The 20301-nt window shown below is 29.4% G+C and carries 23 protein-coding genes and 1 riboswitch; of the genes, 22 read left to right on the top strand and 1 reads right to left on the bottom strand.

The window, feature by feature from the left end:
- The first annotated feature begins 10 nt into the window (after positions 1–10).
- The 13 genes from FAY47_RS11470 to FAY47_RS11415 all read left to right on the top strand — a co-directional run bounded on the left by FAY47_RS11470 (position 11) and on the right by FAY47_RS11415 (position 8444).
- On the top strand, positions 11–151 hold the full coding sequence (locus FAY47_RS11470; protein ID WP_279232058.1) for a peptidoglycan-binding domain-containing protein: 141 nt from the start codon (positions 11–13) through the stop codon (positions 149–151).
- A gap of 279 nt (positions 152–430) precedes the next feature.
- Entirely contained in the window at positions 431–1129 is a 699-nt protein-coding gene (locus FAY47_RS11465) for a BRO family protein (RefSeq protein WP_143316854.1), read from the top strand.
- A gap of 289 nt (positions 1130–1418) precedes the next feature.
- Complete coding sequence (locus FAY47_RS11460) at positions 1419–1799, top strand: hypothetical protein (RefSeq protein WP_143316853.1); 381 nt, start codon at positions 1419–1421, stop codon at positions 1797–1799.
- A gap of 11 nt (positions 1800–1810) precedes the next feature.
- Entirely contained in the window at positions 1811–2011 is a 201-nt protein-coding gene (locus tag FAY47_RS11455; RefSeq protein ID WP_143316852.1) for a helix-turn-helix domain-containing protein, read from the top strand.
- Positions 2012–2114: 103 nt separating this feature from the next.
- Positions 2115–2405, top strand: a complete 291-nt coding sequence (locus tag FAY47_RS11450) for a hypothetical protein (RefSeq protein ID WP_143316851.1) — start codon at positions 2115–2117, stop codon at positions 2403–2405.
- 97 nt (positions 2406–2502) lie between these two features.
- Positions 2503–3183 (top strand): AP2 domain-containing protein, encoded by a 681-nt coding sequence (locus FAY47_RS11445; RefSeq protein ID WP_143316850.1) that lies wholly within the window; start codon positions 2503–2505, stop codon positions 3181–3183.
- Positions 3184–3583: 400 nt separating this feature from the next.
- Positions 3584–3808 (top strand): hypothetical protein, encoded by a 225-nt coding sequence (locus FAY47_RS11440; protein WP_143316849.1) that lies wholly within the window; start codon positions 3584–3586, stop codon positions 3806–3808.
- 402 nt (positions 3809–4210) lie between these two features.
- Complete coding sequence (locus FAY47_RS11435) at positions 4211–5263, top strand: 3'-5' exonuclease (RefSeq protein WP_143316848.1); 1053 nt, start codon at positions 4211–4213, stop codon at positions 5261–5263.
- A gap of 226 nt (positions 5264–5489) precedes the next feature.
- The gene (locus FAY47_RS11430) at positions 5490–6776 is read left to right on the top strand and encodes a helix-turn-helix domain-containing protein (protein WP_243129607.1); all 1287 of its coding nucleotides are present in this window, start codon (positions 5490–5492) and stop codon (positions 6774–6776) included.
- Between the two features lie 94 nt (positions 6777–6870).
- Positions 6871–7029 carry a hypothetical protein gene (locus tag FAY47_RS20305; RefSeq protein WP_185966809.1) on the top strand — a complete coding sequence of 53 codons (159 nt, stop codon included), beginning with the start codon at positions 6871–6873 and terminating at the stop codon, positions 7027–7029.
- 208 nt (positions 7030–7237) lie between these two features.
- Positions 7238–7381, top strand: a complete 144-nt coding sequence (locus FAY47_RS11425) for an aspartyl-phosphate phosphatase Spo0E family protein (RefSeq protein WP_185966808.1) — start codon at positions 7238–7240, stop codon at positions 7379–7381.
- Positions 7382–7394: 13 nt separating this feature from the next.
- On the top strand, positions 7395–7592 hold the full coding sequence (locus tag FAY47_RS11420) for a hypothetical protein (RefSeq protein ID WP_143316845.1): 198 nt from the start codon (positions 7395–7397) through the stop codon (positions 7590–7592).
- Positions 7593–7985: 393 nt separating this feature from the next.
- Positions 7986–8444, top strand: a complete 459-nt coding sequence (locus tag FAY47_RS11415) for an MgtC/SapB family protein (RefSeq protein ID WP_143316844.1) — start codon at positions 7986–7988, stop codon at positions 8442–8444.
- Between the two features lie 52 nt (positions 8445–8496).
- On the opposite strand, the gene FAY47_RS11410 is transcribed toward FAY47_RS11415, so the two are convergent.
- Positions 8497–8793, bottom strand: coding sequence for an HNH endonuclease (locus tag FAY47_RS11410; protein WP_143316843.1), 297 nt, complete (start codon positions 8791–8793; stop codon positions 8497–8499).
- An 84-nt stretch (positions 8794–8877) separates the two neighbouring features.
- On the opposite strand from FAY47_RS11410, the gene FAY47_RS11405 reads away from it, so the two are divergent.
- The 9 genes from FAY47_RS11405 (at position 8878) to guaA (ending at position 20104) form a co-directional block, all read left to right on the top strand.
- Entirely contained in the window at positions 8878–10380 is a 1503-nt protein-coding gene (locus FAY47_RS11405) for a 4Fe-4S dicluster domain-containing protein (RefSeq protein ID WP_143316842.1), read from the top strand.
- Positions 10381–10653: 273 nt separating this feature from the next.
- The gene (gene groES, locus FAY47_RS11400; RefSeq protein WP_143316841.1) at positions 10654–10938 is read left to right on the top strand and encodes a co-chaperone GroES; all 285 of its coding nucleotides are present in this window, start codon (positions 10654–10656) and stop codon (positions 10936–10938) included.
- 12 nt (positions 10939–10950) lie between these two features.
- Positions 10951–12573: a chaperonin GroEL gene (gene groL, locus FAY47_RS11395; protein ID WP_143316840.1), complete on the top strand. Its 1623-nt coding sequence runs from the start codon at positions 10951–10953 to the stop codon at positions 12571–12573.
- 152 nt (positions 12574–12725) lie between these two features.
- A complete protein-coding gene (locus FAY47_RS11390; protein ID WP_143316839.1) occupies positions 12726–13295 on the top strand; it encodes a hypothetical protein in 570 nt (189 codons plus the stop codon).
- 50 nt (positions 13296–13345) lie between these two features.
- On the top strand, positions 13346–14041 hold the full coding sequence (locus FAY47_RS11385) for a response regulator transcription factor (RefSeq protein WP_143316838.1): 696 nt from the start codon (positions 13346–13348) through the stop codon (positions 14039–14041).
- Entirely contained in the window at positions 14019–16205 is a 2187-nt protein-coding gene (locus tag FAY47_RS11380; RefSeq protein WP_143316837.1) for a HAMP domain-containing sensor histidine kinase, read from the top strand. Before FAY47_RS11385 ends, FAY47_RS11380 begins: the two co-directional genes overlap by 23 nt.
- 146 nt (positions 16206–16351) lie before the next feature.
- Positions 16352–16747, top strand: coding sequence for a prepilin-type N-terminal cleavage/methylation domain-containing protein (locus tag FAY47_RS11375; RefSeq protein WP_243129606.1), 396 nt, complete (start codon positions 16352–16354; stop codon positions 16745–16747).
- 71 nt (positions 16748–16818) lie between these two features.
- A riboswitch (purine riboswitch) is annotated at positions 16819–16916 on the top strand.
- Between the two features lie 153 nt (positions 16917–17069).
- Positions 17070–18524: an IMP dehydrogenase gene (gene guaB / locus FAY47_RS11370; protein WP_143316835.1), complete on the top strand. Its 1455-nt coding sequence runs from the start codon at positions 17070–17072 to the stop codon at positions 18522–18524.
- A gap of 47 nt (positions 18525–18571) precedes the next feature.
- Positions 18572–20104, top strand: coding sequence for a glutamine-hydrolyzing GMP synthase (guaA, locus tag FAY47_RS11365; RefSeq protein WP_143316834.1), 1533 nt, complete (start codon positions 18572–18574; stop codon positions 20102–20104).
- The last annotated feature ends 197 nt before the right edge of the window (positions 20105–20301 follow it).

The raw sequence follows: 20301 nt of genomic DNA, 5'->3' as shown, positions 1-20301 counted from the left end.
CAAAGCTAAATTGTTTATCATTACAAATGGTATAGATGGGAACTTTGGAAATGGAACTGCTAATGCAGTAGTTCAATTCCAAAGAGATAATAATTTATCTGCAGACGGAATAGTGGGAAGAAATACCTGGCGTGAATTATTAGGTATGTAGTATAACACTTATTTAATTGCTAGTGTTTTATTTATGACGTTTTAAAATTCCGGATGTGCATTTTATGCATGTCTGAATTTTAAAATTTCTAACGTAGGTTTTTCTGACATTAGATAAGTTTTCTTTTAAATTTCGGGTGTATGTTTTATTGGCACTCGAAATATATTTATACCGTGCATAGTTTGCACACTAGATTCATTTAAATAATGAAAATTAGGGCATCTAATTAATTTTAGGTGTCTTTTTTGTATGTAAAAAATTAATTTAAGGAGTGATAATATGAAACTAAAACTTGTTAAACAAGAAAAATTCTTAGGAACAGTATGTGATTTTTACATGAATGAAAGCAATGAAATATTTATGAGTAGAACTCAAATAGGATATGCATTAAAATACAAAGATCCAAGTAATGCAATTAAAAGAATTCACATGCAATATAAAGAAAGACTAGATAAATTCTCTATTGAAGTAACGGGGGTACAATTCATACCACCGCAAATTAATAATAAGAATAATAGAATTTACATGTATACGGAAAGAGGGATTTATGATATTTGTAGAAAATCAAGGCAAAGTGTAGCAGATGATTTCTATGATTATGTATATGAGGTTGTAAATGGACTTAGGATAAATGGATTTTATATTGCAATTGGAAAAGATGATAAATGGTTAGGTGTGAGAAAGGATAGTAAAGCAACTAGAAGAGAATTTACAGATGAAATTCAAGAGTTTGTTTATTATGCTATTCAGCAAGGAAGTCATAAACCAGAGATGTATTACATTCATTTTACTAAGCTAGTTAATGAAAAGTTAGGAATACCAAAAGGAACTAAAAGAGAAGATCTTAATCAAAGTACATTACTGGATATAATGGCCATAGAGAGAGTTATGAGTATGAAATTGCCTAAGTTAATAAATAAAGAAATGCCATACAAGGATGTTTATAAAGAAATAAAGAAGTTGATATCTATAATATAAAATATACTAACTTTTTTTATTTCGCTTGATGAAATGTTTGGAAAATACAAAAATACTTGATAGCATATTCCTAATTAGCTATTGGGCAATTTTAACTGGTGTGAATTATTAGATATGTAGTATACTAATAAAGAATAAATAAGAAAACAGTTAACCTAAAGAGGGTAGAGTGGGATTAAGTTCCTTCTCTACCTTCTTTTTTTTATTTGCAAAATATTTCAAAAAAGGTGTTGACAATATACACGGTAACGTGTATTATAATAATATAAAGTAAATGGAGGTAAGGGATATGAAAGAATTAATGGTAAAGGCACATAAAATGACAAGAGGAATTAAAGAGGAGTTTCCAGAAGTTGATTATATGGCACAATTAGGGATTTGTATCTCTTATTTAATGAAAGGAGAAGATATGAGTAAAAGAGCAGACGAAATTAAAGAAGAATTAAATGTTTCTGATGAAGAAGCTATTTTATTAGAAGAAGTTGAAAGTTACTATCAAAAAGAAGAAAGTAGAGATAGTAAAATAGAAATGAGTTTATGGGAAAAAGGGAACATGAGAAGAGTATATATAAAATGTCCTTGGAGATGTAAGAATCAAAATGGAAAAGGAAATTACTTTGATTTAAATTTACATTGGTTAAGTGACAGATCTATAGGAAGACAGTTTTAAGGAGGATAAGAATGTTTAACTGGGATGATTTATTAAGCTTGAAAGAAGCTGCAGACAAATATGGCAGAGAGGAAAGTACACTTAGAAGGGCAATATCTAACGGTAAACTTGTAGAAGGTGTAGATTGTAAGAAATTTGGTAAACAATGGGTTATATTAGACAGCAGTATGGAAAGAATTTATATAGATGAAAGAAAAAATCTAAAAAAATAGTAAAATAATTCTAAAAAGGTGTTGATATTATACACGATAACGTGTATAATTAAATCATGGTTAGGAGATAACCAAATAAAAATAATGAAAGAGGTAATGAGAAATGAAAAATATCAGTAACAAATTAAAAGAATTAATGGAAGAATACAAAGGAGAAGAATGTACATTTTTAAAGATGGAATGTGCATTTTCAGAAGAAACAGGTCATGATCCACTTGATAATTTAGGAGTAGATGAATTACTAGAAGATGGAATAATATCATTTGATTTAGGTCAAATAGATAATGAAGCTAATGTAGATTATATTTTAAATGTTGAATTTGATGTAATAGAAGAAAATAAAGCAAATCCTTTAGAAACAGTAATTAAAATAACAGATATAGATATTGTTTAAATTTAATTAACTTATTAACCTTTAACACGTGGTGTAGGTTCTAAGTAGTTAATCCTTAAAAGCTACTTTCCAATTTTATTTTAAAGAGGTTTTAAGCATGGGGAAAGCAATAGATCATACAGGGGAAAAGATAGGTCGATTAACTTTATTAAAACGTAAAAGAGAAAACAAACGTACTTATTATTACTGTAAGTGCGATTGTGGTAATAAACTATGGATAAGGGCCGATAGTTTAAATGGTAATACAAATAGTTGTGGATGTTTTGGAGAAGAAAACTATTTTAAAGCTAAAGATATAACTGGTAAGAAATTTGGAAGACTTACAGCTTTAAAGGCTACAGATAAAAGAGATAAAAATAATGGTTCAGTTGTTTGGGAATGTAAATGCGATTGTGGGAAATTAGCTTATGTAGCCGAATATGTTCTTAATGAAGGAAGCATTAGAAGTTGTGGGTGTTTGGGAAAAGAAAACTCTAAGAACAATATGCAGAAAGCTATTAAAAAGCATTTAGAAATACACATAGTAGAAGGTACTAACATACCAATAATAAGTAGAAATAAGCTACAATCTAATAATAAAAGCGGTTGTACTGGTGTTAGATGGGATAAGACAAGAAAGAAGTGGATTTCCAATATAACATTTAGAAAAAAGGTGTATTATTTAGGGAGACATATAAAAAGAGAAGACGCAATAAAAGCTAGAAAACAAGCAGAAGAAAAACTTTTTGGAGAGTTTTTGGATTGGTATAATAATGTTTATTTAAAAGAACATAAATAAAATAAAAAGGCAGCAGCAAGGAGCAATCCAGCTGCTGTTTTTTTAATTCATTTTAATTTATTATTCAAATTGTTTGATTTTTAAGGCTTTGAAGTTAATTTCTATGTAATTTTTACCTGTTTAGGAGTTTATTTTATTAAAAATACATTACAAATTAAAGAAAATAAGCAAAAAAATAAGACACATTCCTATTTATTCAAGAAATATTGCCTATGTTAACCAGTATATAACCGATATATCCGATTATTTATCTCTATTTATTTTAATTTGTTATAACTAAAGTTGCAAATGTGATAATACACTAATTGTATCACTAAATTCAAGACGTTACAAGCAGTATAGAAGCATATATAATTAATGTATACCACGTGGGATTATAATATTTTGGAGGTTGCAAAAGATGAAAATAGATAGTATTGATATAAATTTTTATAATGAACATATTAACATAATAGTTACTGCTAGAAGAAGGCTAGAGAAGTTGTTTGAAGCATTAGAATCAGATGAAAAAATATGGGACACTATATTTATTACACATGAAAGTGCAGTAATTAGAAGGATGTATCTCAATTATTTGGAGTTATGGCATATGGAATATGAAGGAAAAAACATACAAATTAGATAAATATGTTTTTGAATATAAAGGATCCTTGTAATGATTGTGTGAAATAAAATTTAAAATTAGACAAAAATGTTAGAGCCTAGTTATAATAACTAGGCCCTTTTCTTTTATATTATATTGTTGGGTAATAAATATTTTCTGTAAAAATTAGGATAATAAATCATACAGAAAAACAAATCAAACATTCGAAATGCTTAAAAAACAGTTCATTATAATTCTTACCAGCTTTTATAAATGCTAAACATTATTTTTAAAAAAATACACTAAAACATAAAATTAAAGCTATAGAGAATAAAGCTAGTATAATGGCTATATCTATATGTATAAAACTTTTACTTTTCAAAAGTATCACCTCATTGTTAACTATTACCTTTATGTGGTAAAATTAATCAAGGGGGTGTTTTTATGGAAGAGGAATTAAAGAAATTAGAAAAAGAATGTAGTAAATATGATCAAATTTCTGGAATAGCTTTCATTATAGCTTTAATTAGTTTTATCATAATGTTTTATCACATTATATTTTTATTTATAGTTATAATATCAATCATAAGTTTTGCTAGTAATTTTAGAAAGATGAAATTAGTTATGAAAGAAATAAAAACAATAAAAGCCAAATTAGGATTGAATGAGCAAATTACTAATGAATCCAACGAACTTTTATGTGAAAATGAAATTATAGAAAGTAAAATAAAAAAAGATATAAATGAATTTGATGCAGATTTATATAATAATAGTGTAAATAAAAAAAGAATAACAACAGAAGAATTGTATTTAAATAAATTTGAAGCACTTGAAAAATATAATATTGATAAAGAATTGGACAAAGATTTTCTTAAAAAAATAAGAAGGAGTAATCATGAAGTAGATTACGAAAAGTTTATTAAGTTACCAGGAACAACAAAAAGGCCATACGATTTTATAGTATTTGATTTAGAAACTACAGGGTTAAAATATGATAGTAGCGAAATTATAGAAATTGGAGCTATTAAATTTATAAATGGAGCTCCAGTAGAAACATTTAATACATATATAAAACCTAAAAGAAAGATTACAAAAAAAATAACTTCAATAAATGGAATATCAAATGATATGGTTGAAGATGCTCCATCTATTGAAGATGTAATTCCAAGGTTTGTAAATTTTATTGAGGATTATGTACTAATAGCACATAATTCTGAATTTGATGTAAGTTTTATTATGCATCAAATATATAAAATGGGAATAAAAAAAATAAAAAATAGGGTTATAGATACATTAAAATTAGCAAGACAAAAAGTAAGGGAATATGATTTTGAAACTGATAGAAATTCTAAATTGAATAGTTACAAATTAGAAAGTTTAAAGGATTATTTTGGTTTGTGGAAAGTTGGTTCGCATAATGCACTTGACGATTGCAAAGTATGTGCATATGTGTATTTAATGATAATAGGTGAATATGGAGATATATGTTACGTATAATAAAAAGTTTAAATAATAAGTGTAAAAGTTGAAGGAATCGCTATAGTTAGAACCAGGATTACTATTTATCCTGGTTTTTATTTTTTTATTAGTAATACTTAGTAGGTTAAGTGTATATAAGACTTATCAACTATCTATTTCCAAAATTGATTATTGACATGGTATTTTAGTATATATAGAATATTACCAAGAAAAGGGGGCGACAACAATTTTTGAGAATGAAGTTATGTCAGTAGGCAAAAAGATTAAAAAACTTAGAAATATTATTGGAGTAACTCAAGAGGAAATTGCAGAAGGGATTTGTACCAAAAACTTAATAAGTCAAATCGAAAATAACAGAAAAAAGTTAACTTCTAATTTAGCAGTGGGGCTTGCTAAAAATTTTAATAAAATTGCTAAAGAAAAAAGAATAGACATTAATTTAATTACTGGAGATGAATTAATTAAAGACGAAGATGGCCAAGCTAACAACATATTCTTTTTGAATATTATAAGCGAGTTGAAAGAAACTAAAGAAATAGATAAACTGGAAGAAAAGTTAAATGAGGGTGAAAGATTAATAAAAAAATATAATATCGAAGACAGTATGAAAATTCATATGTATAAATTAGCAGCTAATATTTATTATTTTAAACATAAATATAATAGAAGTGATGAAATGTGTAGGAATGGATTAAAAGTATGTCTTAATTCAGGAAATACTTTAGATGAAGCAAGCTTTTATATTAATAAGTCGCGTAATAATGCAATGCGTCTGAATTATGCAGCCGCATTAGAACAACTAAATTTTGCATTAAAACTAAACAATGATATAGGAAATAATGAAGTTTCAAGAAGGATATATTTTAATAAAGCATTAATATATAAAAAGATAAAAAAAATTAATGAAGCTCTAAAGTATTTACAAATATTGATGGATCAATTTGAGAATGAAGACCAGAAAAAGGTATTGGATTTAAAAATGTTATATGCTAATTGTTTAATTGAACAAAATAATTTTGATGAAGCCGAACATGAGTATATTGAAATTCTTGATTCGGCAATGAAAGATAATGATAAAAATTTAATAGCTATGGCATATAGGAATTTGTCTGAACTATATTTAAATAAAAAAAAATATAAAGATGCAGCAAGATCAATAAAGGAATCTGTAAAAATCAACCCAAACAATTCACATTTTGCTGAAAATCTATACTTTGCAGCAAAAGTAATTAGATATATAAATGAAGATACTGAGAGATATCTTAGAAGAGCATTAAATATATATAATAAAAATAATGGGGAGAATGTGGACTTGGTTGAAAAAATAATTTACGAACTGGTATTGATTTATATTGAAAGAGAAGATGAAGAAAAATTAATACTGATGGCAGATAAAGCAAAAGTATTAAATATAGACTATTCTTTAATATATGCAGAGATTGGAGAATATTATAGAGGTCGAAATGAGGAGAAAAGCATATACTTTAGCAAGAAATCGAGGGAAAAAATTAAACAGATTAAAGAAACATAAAAAGAGGGAAAAAATTATCGCAAATTCCTTTATTATGTTACAATGTTAACTATAATAATGTCAAATTGGTTAACTTTCAGAGGGGGTGAGTAAAATGAAAAAAAAGATAATAACTATAATAGCAGGTACTATACTACTATTAAATGTGGTGTTTGTAGTAGACAAAAATACAAATGCTAATATTAATAAAAACCATGGAGTATCCAGTGCAAATCAAATTCGATTGCAAACAGATGATCCTGATGGGTGGTAAAAATAATAATATAAGAAATATAAAACGGAAAAATTGTTGCAAGACAAACTAACAGAAACAGGAAAAAGTTAACCGGTTCGACATGAATTTGGTTAACTTTTTTTAATTTGCAAGATGGAAAAATTTTTTATATAATCAGTTCATTGAAAAAAAATAAAAAACAGTGCACATAAGAAGTTGGCCAACCTCTATTAAAATGGAGGTAAATGTGGGGAAAGATAAAATAGAAGAACTAAAAGAAAGATTATATAGAGCAATAGATTTTCATGGAAGAGATTCACCTATAGTTTTGGAAATTAGTAAGGAATTAGATATTTATATAGTAAAAGTAATGAAGAGAAATAATATATAAAAGGTGGGGGACTATGTTAGACAAAACATATGAATTGGATAATAATTATATTTTGGAATTATTAGAAGAGGAAGAAGATAAATTAATAGAGCAGTTATGTAGTGTTCTACCAAAAGATACACTATTTATATTTTCTAAATTTTTAGCGGTTGAAAGTGAAATAAAAAGGTTGAAAATTACAACAGGAAAAGATTTGCTATTTAAGACTTAATACAAGCGCATATTGATTCATAGATTTATAAATTTATAAATTTATAAGGATAATATACTTAAAGAGAACCTATATTATATTTAAGGTTCTCTTTTTATAAGTCAAAAATACGTCAAAAATCAATTTAATATTGTTGGTTATTACTAATAATACAATTTTAAAAGAAGTCTCATAATATATATATATTATTATTTATTGTGAAAGAATTATTACATTAATATATATGCTAGAGAGAACAAAATAAAGGTAGATTAGGTTTGAGGTATTTGAAACTTGGTATTATAAAATAGAGCATCATTATAATAGATATGTAAGAATAATATAATATTGATTGCAGTCAATAGAGAATGTACAATAAAGGATATAATATAAAAGGTATGGAGGGCGTAATATTTGGATGAAAAAACGGTAGTAATAAGACTTGTTGTAGCCTTCTTGTTAGGTGCAGCAATTGGATTGGAGCGAGATTTAACAAATAAAACTATAGGAATAAAAACCCACGTGATGGTATCATTAGGTTCAGCTTTAACCATGATATTTGGTATTTATATGTCTCAAGAAAACAACCTAATTGACCCAACAAGAATTTCTGCACAAGTAGTATCTGGAATAGGTTTTTTGGGAGCGTTATGTGTATTAAAAGATCGTAATAATACTATATTAGGGTTAACTACAGCATCATCTATATGGGTAATGGCATGTATAGGGATTGCTGTTGGAGGGGGATTTATAAGTGGAGCTGTAACTACAACAGTTCTTATATTAATAAATCTTATATTTGTTTCAAAAATAAAAAGAATAATTAAAAAAAGTTCTATTTATAAGAGAAGTCATGATGATTGTGAGGAATAAATTGAATATGTATAAAAGCAGTGGTGGAGAGGTTAATTCATTGCTGCTTTTTTTATCCTTTTCGTCTAGCAGATTTTGATTTTTTTATTGGTATGTACACATCTCCTGGATGATTTTTAACAAAATTTAAATAACGTTTTATTTTCTCCTCATTCTTTAATCTTTCTATAGTATAAAGTCTATAAGAGAGTTCACTATTAGTATAGAGAGCATGGATTTGACAATGACATGTTCTGCATAAAAAAGCTATATGGGAGTCCCTTCCCCCTTTTTCTACTGGAATTAAATGATGTTTAGTTATTTCTGATATTTCCCTGCCACAAAGCTCACATCTATATTTTTTATTCATAAAATACTCACCCTAGATAATAGAATTATAATTGGAGAGATTATATCATTTTTGTATGAAAAAATCAAAGATAGGGGGAAAGTTATGTTCCAATTTGAAACTCAATTAGATAAGTTGAAGCATGAGGTGCTTACAGAGGTAGCTAAGTTAGCAAAAGAGGACAAGCTAACAAAGGATGAGATTGAAAAAATTCCTTACGAAGTTATAAAGGGAGATACAGCTATGTATAGGTGCTGTGTTTATAAAGAAAGAGCTATAGTTCTGGAGAGGGCAAAATTGGCTTCTGGCTTCTTGGCCAATGGAGATACGATTGATGAGGATTTTATAGATATAACTCCAGATGAGCAGATAATATATGTCATTGAAGCTGCTTGTGATAAATGTCCAATAAATAAATATAGTGTAACTGATTCATGTAGAAATTGTATAGCGCATAGATGTCAAAAAGCTTGCAACTTTGGAGCAATAAGTTATGTTGCAGGAAGGGCTTATATTAATCAGGAACTTTGCAAGGAATGTGGCATGTGTCAAAAAGTTTGTCCTTATGATGCTATTTCTGAAGTTATGAGGCCTTGTAAAAGGGTATGTCCTACAGGTGCACTGGATGTAAATCATGAAAATAGAAGGGCTATTATAAAGGAAGAAAAGTGTGTTAATTGTGGAGCTTGTATGTCAGCATGCCCATTTGGTGCTATATCAGATAAAAGCTTAATCGTTCCGGTTGCAAAAGCTTTAAGTAATAAGGAAAGGATATATGCAGTAGTTGCGCCAGCAATAACAGGACAATTTGGAATGAAGGTATCCTATGGGCAAATTAAAAATGCAATTAAGAGGATAGGATTCAGGGATATGTATGAAGTAGCTTGCGGTGCTGATGCTGTTACTGTTCATGAAGGCGTCGAGTTTGTAAATAGGATGGGAAAAGAACAATCATACATGACTAATTCATGTTGTCCAGCTTTTCTGAATTATATTGAAAAAATATTTCCTAGTGAAATAGGTAATATATCAGGTACTGTATCGCCAATGATAGCTACAGGAAGATATATTAAAAAAAATCATCCGGATGGAAAAGTTGTATTTATAGGACCATGTACAGCCAAAAAGGGGGAGGCTGTTAAGGAGGATATTAAAGATGCGGTGGATTATGTGTTAACATTTGAGGAGTTGGTTGCTCTTTTTGATGCCTTTGAGATAGATGTTGAGAAATGTAGTGAAGAAGTGGTTGATGATGCTTCTATATTTGGCCGTGGTTTTGGAGCATCAGGAGGATTGACCGCAGCTATTGAAAATTATATGAAAGAAAGCGGTATAGATGTTGAATTTAATGCTATAAAAGTTTCAGGCGGAGCAGAGATAAAAAAGGTTATGAAGCTTACTAATATAGGCAGACTTAATGGAAACTTTATTGAAGGAATGATGTGTGAGGGGGGGTGTATTAATGGCGCTGGGGCAGTAGTACCGTATCAGAAAGCGAAAGGTATATTTAATAAGATAAATGTCAATGCTAGAAAGAAGACTGTTTTATCAAATGATATTATTAATGATTATATAGATATTAACTTAGAAAGAATTAATAAAAAATAGGACATGTGAAAAATCAAGAAAATATGAGTAAAACAAAGAAATACAATAATAGTTTTGAGTAATGGCCATTAATGGCGAGATAATATAAAAAAGAATATTTGAATAATATGGATACAGGATATATTATAATTGTATTAGCACTCATTAAGAGTGAGTGCTAATACAAGTTTTTATGTAGTAGTTCTATAGAACTATTTTTATAATCTTAATTTAATTAGATTAAGAAAAGGACAGAAGAAAATAAAATTATATAAATATTAAGGAGGTTTTTCAATGAATATCAAACCACTTGGAGAAAGAGTAGTAATTAAGAAATTAGAGGCAGAAGAAACTACTAAAAGCGGAATAGTACTAACAGGTACAGCTAAGGAAAGACCACAAGAAGCAGAAGTAGTTGCAGTAGGACCTGGAGCTGTTGTAGACGGTAAGAGGGTTGAAATGGAAGTAAAAGTTGGAGATAAAGTTTTATATTCAAAGTATGCAGGTACAGAAGTTAAAGTTTCTGGAGAAGAGTATACTATTTTAAAACAAGAAGATATTTTAGCGATAGTTGAATAGGAGGTAATAGAGATGGCAAAAACATTAAAATTTGGTGAAGATGCAAGAAGATCTATGCAAATAGGGGTAGATAAATTAGCTGATACAGTAAAAGTTACATTAGGACCTAAGGGAAGAAATGTAGTATTAGATAAAAAGTTTGGAGCACCACTAATAACAAATGACGGTGTTTCTATAGCTAGAGAAATAGAGTTAGAAGATCCATATGAAAATATGGGAGCACAACTTGTAAAAGAAGTTGCTACTAAGACAAATGATGTTGCTGGAGATGGAACTACAACAGCTACTCTTTTAGCACAAGCTATTATAAGAGAAGGTCTTAAAAATGTAACAGCAGGAGCTAATCCAATATTAATTAGAAATGGTATAAGAAAGGCTGTTGAAAAAGCAGTTGAAGAAATTCAAGGAATTTCAAAACCAGTAGCAGGTAAAGAAGACATAGCTAGAGTTGCAGCTATCTCAGCAGCAGATGAGGAAATTGGTAAGTTAATTGCTGATGCTATGGAGAAGGTTGGTAATGAAGGTGTAATTACTATCGAAGAATCTAAATCAATGGGAACTGAATTAGACGTAGTTGAAGGTATGCAATTTGATAGAGGATATGTATCACCTTATATGTCAACAGATATGGAAAAGATGGAAGCTTCTTTAGATAATCCATACATTTTAATAACTGATAAGAAAATTTCAAATATACAAGAAATACTACCAATACTAGAACAAATAGTTCAATCAGGTAAGAAGTTATTAATTATAGCTGAAGATATTGAAGGAGAAGCTATGGCTACTCTTGTAGTTAATAAGTTAAGAGGAACATTTACTTGTGTTGCTGTAAAAGCTCCAGGCTTTGGTGATAGAAGAAAAGAAATGCTTCAAGATATAGCTATTTTAACTGGTGGAGAAGTAATATCTGAAGAACTAGGAAGAGATCTTAAAGAAGTAACTATCGAGATGTTAGGCCAAGCAGATAGTGTTAAGGTTACTAAGGATAATACAACTATCGTAAATGGTAAAGGAAGTTCAGCAGCTATTAAAGAAAGAGTTGGCTTAATTAAGAATCAAATTGAAGAAACAACTTCAGAATTTGATAAAGAAAAATTACAAGAAAGATTAGCAAAGCTTTCTGGTGGAGTTGCAGTAATCAAAGTTGGTGCAGCTACAGAAACTGAACTTAAAGAAAGAAAACTTAGAATTGAAGATGCTTTAAATGCAACAAAAGCAGCAGTAGAGGAAGGTATTGTACCAGGTGGTGGAACAGCATATGTTAATGTAATAAATGAAGTTGCAAAATTAACATCAGATGTTCCAGATGCACAAGTTGGTATAAATATAATCGTTAGAGCTTTAGAAGAGCCAATGAGACAAATAGCTGCAAATGCAGGAGTTGAAGGTTCTGTTATAATAGAAAAAGTTAAGAATAGTGAAGCTGGTATGGGATACGACGCATTATATGGAGATTATAAGAATATGATAAAAGCTGGTATAGTTGATCCAACTAAGGTAACAAGATCAGCACTTCAAAATGCAGCATCAGTAGCATCAACATTCTTAACAACAGAAGCAGCTGTTGCTGATATTCCACAAAAGGAAACTCCAATGCCAGGTGGAGCTCCAGGAATGGAAGGAATGTACTAAAAAGAATTTTTAATACTAAAAATCTCGTAATGAAAAATTTCATTACGAGATTTTTTTGTTTTTCTTCATAAATTTGAAAGAATTATGGAAAGTTTTTTGTAAAAAGTAACTTGTATAATTAGTTGTAGCAAGAGGAGTGAGGGGAGAAGGATGTGATAAAGATAATGATTTTTATAATAAGTGTTGTAGTTGTAATTTTAGTAATAAAAGCAATAATAGGTAGTAAAATTTGCACAGAAGACAGAAGTCATAACCTTGATGAAAAAATATTTAATTTTCTTCAAAGTAATGAGAATCGTAAGTATATATATTCCAAGGCGGTAAAACGAAATAAAGGTAATTCCTCTAATACTTGTGTCTATTTTTTAGCAGAATTATTGAGGGAAAATAACTTTATGGTGCCAAATGAAACAAAAAAGGTATCAGAAGTTTTAAAAATGTTAAAGGAAGATGGGTGGAAAAAACATAGCAATTATGAAGAATTAAAGCCTGGAGATATATGCTTTACCACAGATAGTGACGGGAATAAGGATGGAATTCCAACACATACTTATGTGTTTATGAAATGGGTAAAGGAAGGAAGTTATGATTTTGCCTATGTATGTGACAATCAAGCAAAGGATTATAATGGGAGGCTTTATCATATTAGAAATATAAGGAATGTAGAAAAGACAAATGGTTTTAAGAAGGAGGCGTTTGCATTTTTTATGAAGAAAAGTTAATTGGAAGGTTCTCTAACCAGCATGTATAATAGGGGAAGAGGGGGAGTATTATGACAAAATTTAATGTTCTAATGGTAGACGATGAATATGAAATACGAGAAGCTGTTGAAATATATTTGAAAAATGAGGGGATAAAAGTATTTCATGCAGCAGATGGGATAGAAGCATTGAGGGTGGTTGAATTAGAAGAGATACACCTTATATTAATGGATTTAATGATGCCTAAGATGGATGGAATTAAAGCTACATTTAAAATTAGAGAAAGCAAAAACATTCCTATAATAATGCTTTCAGCAAAATCAGAGGATACTGATAAAATATTAGGTCTTAATATAGGTGCTGATGATTATATTACAAAACCATTTAATCCAATGGAATTAGTAGCTAGAGTTAAATCCCAATTAAGAAGATATACAAGCTTAGGTCAATACGATGAACAGGTTGATGATGAGGTAAATGTAAGAGGACTTATATTAAACAAAAGTTCAAAGATGGTAATAGTGGACGGAAAGGAAAAGAGCCTAACATCATTAGAATATAAAATATTAGAGCTTTTAATGACTAATAGGGGAAGAGTATTTTCTATTGAAGAGATATATGAAAGGGTGTGGGATGAACCATTTCATAATTCTGAAAATACTGTATCAGTTCATATAAGGAGAATAAGAGAGAAGATTGAAATTAACCCAAGAGAACCAAAATATTTAAAGGTGGTGTGGGGAATTGGCTATAAAATTGAAAAATAAATATACAGTTGGAATAGCTTTTGTTATATTAATTTATATTCTTGGTATTTCATTGCTGACAGCAAATGATTTAATAAAAAATAAAGAGTATTTAAAATCAGATGTTTATTTTACTAGTTCACAATTTCAACATGATTTAGTTAGTTATTTTTATAATATAAAAAATCTTAATGAAATATATAAGGATTATTCACTAAAATCAACTGATGATAAGGTCACAAATAGTGAATTAACATTATCTAAAACATTGTATGATACTGATTTAAGCAATAGGGAAGATGAAATAAACGGCAAGTATAAATATGAGATAATAAATGCTGCACAGCAAGATAATAAGAATGAGGTTAAAAGACTAACAGAGGCAAGAGATAAAGAACTTAATGAAATAAAATTAGAAAATTCTAAAACTATCGAGGATTTTAAAAAAGAGATAGTAGCTTATAAAAATAGAGATTATGAGAATATTAAAAGAGCGGTAGAAGACAAGAGTATAATAAAATATTATATTGCAGATAGTAAAAATAATGTCATAGATACCAATATAGAAAATATTTCAGATATAGATGAGTATATTGAAAAGACGGCTTTGTATAGTATTAAATTTCCTTATGAAGTTAAGGAGTTTGATAAAATGACCTATATAAATATGTGGGCAGAAGCAAATAATAAAAAAATTTATTTTGTTGTATCTAAGGATATTGATAAAAATAGTTTCATATATAAAAATTATAATTATTATAATTCTGTAAAAGAAAGACTGCATAAAGAAATTGTAATCGGAATTGTATCATTATTAATAGGACTTCCTTTACTAATATTGATATTGAAGAAAAACAATGAATATGTAGCAATCTTAAAAAACATAGAAAAGTGGTATAGAAAAGTACCCCTAGATATACAATTAATTATATTTATAATTTATATGTTTATAATGATGAAATATATAAATAAAGTGGTGTTCTTTAGTAAGCCTTATAGGTTTGGGCAAGTTTATATACTTACTATTGTAGCAGTGTATATATTATATTTAGTTATTAATGTAAAACAGATAATATATTTTAAAGGAAATAGAAATGAATTTAGAATAGGGATTAAAAAATGTTTAGTTAATAAATTATTAAGTAGAATTAGAGAAAATTCTAAGTTCCAAAGTATTAAGTTTAAAACTAAAATCATGACTACACTTACTTTGCTACTTGGATTAATCACATTAGGTGTTTTTGCATGTATAAAAAATTCAAGAGAAGGGTTTGTAATAGTCATAGCAATATCATATATATTATTTTACATGATATTCATGATTTACTATATTTTTAAGATAGGTAGATTTGTCATTGGAATTGCAAAGGGCACAGAAGAAATAGTGTTAGGAAATCTTAATTACACTATAGAGGAAAAAGGAAGAGGCGAGCTTTTAAAGATAGCTAATAATATCAATAATATGAAGGCTGGAGTTAAAGAAGCTCTTAAAAGTGAGATGAAGAGCGAAAGGCTCAAATCTGAGCTTATAACAAATGTATCGCACGATTTAAAAACTCCATTAACATCTATTATTAACTATGTAGGATTATTAAAAAAAGAGGGGATATCTAATGAAGAGGCAGATAGATACATAAATGTATTGGATAGGAAATCTCAGAGACTTAAGGTAATTATAGATGATTTATTTGAAGCTTCTAAGATGGCAAGCGGTGCTGTAGATCTTGAAATAGAAAAGTTAGAGGTGACTTCACTTTTAAAGCAGACATTGGGAGAATTTGATGAAGCAATTAATAATTCAGAATTAACATTTAGGCTAAAGTTTCCTGAAGAAAAGGTTTATGCTAATTTAGATGGAAAAAAGACTTGGAGGGTATTTGAAAATCTTATAAATAATATATTAAAATATTCTCAGCCAGGAACTCGAGTATATATTTCATTAAAAGAAGAGGATGGTAAAATAGTTATCACTATGAAAAATACATCTTCTTATGAAATGGATTTTGAGAGTGAAGAGATATTTGAGAGATTTAAAAGAGGAGATAAATCGAGAAGTACTGAAGGTACAGGTCTAGGGCTTTCTATTGCTAAAAGCATACTGGAAATTCAGGGGGGAGAGCTTAGTATAAAAATTGATGGAGATCTTTTTAAAGCTAAAATCATCATACCATCGATTGATGAATAGTTCAAAATTTAATATTTACTTTGATCCAGGATATAAAACTAATTAAATATATCTTGGATTTTTTTATAGACAAAATTATAAATCCTTCGTAAATTGGCTAGAATCTATAGATAAAGAAAGATTATAGCTTTAAGGAGGATGAACTGGTGAAAAATAAACATAAATACATAGAGAAAAATGTTAATGGATTTACTTTAGTTGAAACAATAGCGGTTATAGCTATAATAGCAATATTATTTAGTGTATTTACTCCCAAAGTTGCAGGATACATAAAAGAGGCAAAGAAAACAAAGGCATTGGAAGAAGTAAGGCAGGTAGTATTAGCTGTAGATACATATAATATAAAAGCAAGCTCTGCTATAAGTACAAATGATACTTTTGGCAAAATTAAGAGTACAATTAATGGTTCCTCAAATGAAAATGATCTTATTGACTTTACTAGAATTAAAAGTATATCTAATACTACGACATATGGTAAGATGAAAGAATTATTATTAGGAGGCTATAATTTCACGCTAGATGATAATGGTGTTATTTCATAAAATAAAAATGCAATTTTACTTTCAATTCTATTGACTTTAGCAATATGATACATTATAATAAGTTTAATTTAGTAACAGGCACATTTTAAGCTCGTATATCCCCTGAATATGGCAGGGAGTATCTACCGGAAGCCGTAAATTTCCGACTATGGGTGAATTTGATATACTTATATATTCTTGTTATATAGGCATATTAACTTCACTTTATAGTAAGTTAATGTGCTTTTTTTGTACTCAAAATTAGGCAAGAAAATGAAATAAATCTTGCACTTTGAATTAGAAATGAATTAAATTAATCATAAATTGAGGGAGGATATTAAAAATGGCAAGAATATTAAAACAAGCATACACTTTCGATGACGTATTACTAGTACCAAATAAATCAGAGATATTACCAAGAGAGGTAACACTTGCAACTAATCTAACTAAGAAAATTAAGTTAAATATACCGCTAATAAGTGCTGGAATGGATACAGTAACGGAATCTACAATGGCTATTGCAATAGCTAGAGAAGGCGGAATCGGAATTATACATAAGAATATGACAATAGAAGAACAAGCTAGAGAAGTAGATAGGGTTAAGAGACAAGAAAATGGAGTAATTACAGATCCTATATTCCTTTCTCCAGAACAAACTTTACAAGATGCAGAAAATCTTATGGCTCAATATAGAATATCAGGAGTTCCAATAACTGTTGATGGTAAGTTAGTTGGTATCTTAACTAATAGAGATACTACATTTGAAACAGATTTTACAAAGAAAATTGGAGATGTAATGACTAAGGAAAATTTAGTTACTGCACCTGAAAACACAACAATTGAACAAGCTAAAGAATTATTAAAGAAGCATAAAATTGAAAAGCTTCCTTTAGTTGATAAAGATGGAGTATTAAAAGGATTAATAACTATTAAAGATATAGAGAAAACTAGAACATTCCCAAATGCAGCTAAAGATTCTCAAGGAAGATTACTTTGTGGTGCTGCTGTAGGTGTAACAGATAACATGATGGAAAGAGTTGAGGCTTTAGTAAAAGCTAAGGTAGATGTAATTACACTTGATACTGCTCATGGTCATTCTAAAGGAGTTTTAGAGGCAGTTTCTAAAATTAAATCTGCATATCCAGAACTTCAAATTATAGCAGGTAATATTGCAACAGCAGAAGCGGCAGAAGATTTAATTAAAGCTGGAGCAGACTGCGTAAAGGTAGGTATAGGACCTGGTTCAATATGTACAACAAGAGTAGTTGCTGGAGTTGGAGTTCCTCAATTAACAGCTGTTATGGATTGTGTAGAGGTAGGAAGAAAATATGGAGTTCCAGTGATTGCAGATGGTGGTATTAAATATTCAGGAGATATAGTTAAGGCGATGGCTGCAGGGGCTTGTGGAGTTATGATGGGGTCATTACTTGCAGGTTGTGATGAAGCTCCAGGTGAAATAGAAATATATCAAGGAAGAAGCTATAAAGTATATAGAGGAATGGGTTCATTAGCAGCTATGGCTTGTGGTTCTAAAGATAGATATTTCCAAGAAGGAAATAAAAAGCTTGTACCAGAAGGCGTTGAAGGAAGAATAGCATATAAAGGATATGTTGCTGATACTATATTCCAACTTCTTGGAGGAATAAGATCAGGTATGGGTTACCTTGGATCAAAGAATTTTGAAACTTTATATCAAACAGCTACATTTGTTGTTCAAACTTCAGCTGGACTTAGAGAAAGTCATCCTCATGATATAAATATAACTAAGGAAGCTCCAAACTATAGTGTTAGTCAATAACTTAGTGTAAAATATAATAATTAATAGAAAGATTATTGGAGGGTAACATGAAGAAAGAATTAGTCCTAGTAGTTGACTTTGGCGGTCAATATAATCAATTAATTGCTAGAAGAGTAAGAGAATGTGGAGTTTATTGTGAAATAATCCCATATACTTATACACTAGATCAAATAAAAGCTAAAAACCCTAAGGGAATAATATTTACAGGCGGACCAAACAGTGTTTATGGTGAAGATACTCCAAGGGTGGATAAAGGAATTTTTGAATTAGGAGTGCCAGTTCTTGGTATCTGCTATGGAGATCAATTAATGTCTTATTTACTAGGTGGAAAAGTTGAAACTGCACCAGTTAGAGAATACGGAAAAACTTCAATTAAGCTAGATTCTTCTTCAAGACTCTTCCAAGGGATAGAAGAAGAAGGTATATGCTGGATGAGTCATACTGATTATATATCAGAAGCTCCAGCAGGATTTAAAATAGTAGCTAACACAGATGTATGTCCAGTTGCTGCTATGGAAAATGAAGAAAAGAAATTATATGGTGTACAATTCCACCCAGAAGTTGAACATACACCATTTGGGCAAAAGATGCTTCAAAACTTCCTTCATAACATATGTGAGTTAGGAAATGAATGGACTATGGCTCACTTTGCTGAAGAAAAGATAAAGGAAATTAAGGACTTAGTTGGAGATAAAAAGGTTCTTTGTGCTTTATCAGGTGGAGTAGATTCATCAGTTGCAGCTATGATAGTACATAAGGCAATAGGTCACAACTTAACATGTATCTTCGTAGATCACGGTCTTTTAAGAAAAGATGAAGGAGATACAGTTGAAAGAGTATTCAAAAAAGAATTTGATATGAACATAATAAGAGTAAATGCTGAAGATAGATTCTTAGGTAAGCTTGCTGGAGTTTCAGATCCTGAAACTAAGAGAAAGATTATAGGAGAAGAATTTATTAGAGTATTTGAAGAAGAGGCTAATAAGGTTGGGGAAATTGATTACTTAGTACAAGGAACAATTTATCCAGACATAGTTGAAAGTGGAACTAACACATCAGCTACAATTAAGTCTCACCACAATGTTGGAGGACTTCCTGAAGACATGAAGTTTGATCTTATAGAACCTTTAAGAGAGTTATTTAAAGATGAAGTAAGAGCAGTAGGAGAAGAACTTGGAATACCTCATAAGTTAGTATGGAGACAGCCATTCCCAGGACCAGGGCTTGCAATAAGAGTTCTTGGAGAAATAACTGAAGAAAAGCTTGAAATAGTAAGAGAAGCAGATGCTATCTTTAGAGATGAAATAGCTAATGCTGGACTAGATGAAAGCATATGGCAATACTTTGCTTGTTTACCAAACATAAAGTCAGTTGGAGTTATGGGAGATGAAAGAACTTACTGTCATACGGTAGCTTTAAGAGCCGTAACATCAAGTGATGCAATGACTTCTGAATGGGCAAGAATTCCATATGAAGTGCTTGATCTTGTTAGTAGAAGGATAGTTAATGAAGTTCCAGGAGTAAACAGAATTGTTTATGATGTAACTTCTAAGCCACCTGCAACTATTGAATGGGAATAAGTGAGTTTGTGATAAATCAAGTGTTTATAATAGTTTGGTACTGCTAATGTACTGCAAAGTAGGTTTTGATTTTAGGGTAAAATTCCGTATGTCAAAGCCTACTTTATTTTTATGTTTTTGACTACTTTGTAACTCAAATTTAATACTTTCGGAGGGTTACAAAATCGTTAAAACTAAACCAAAAGGTTATAAAATTG

Origin of the sequence: Clostridium sp. HBUAS56017 (assembly GCF_007115085.1) — a bacterium.
GTDB lineage: Bacteria > Bacillota > Clostridia > Clostridiales > Clostridiaceae > Clostridium > Clostridium cibarium.
Note: the sequence above shows the minus strand (reverse complement) of the source record. Positions and strands in the feature narration are given on the sequence as shown.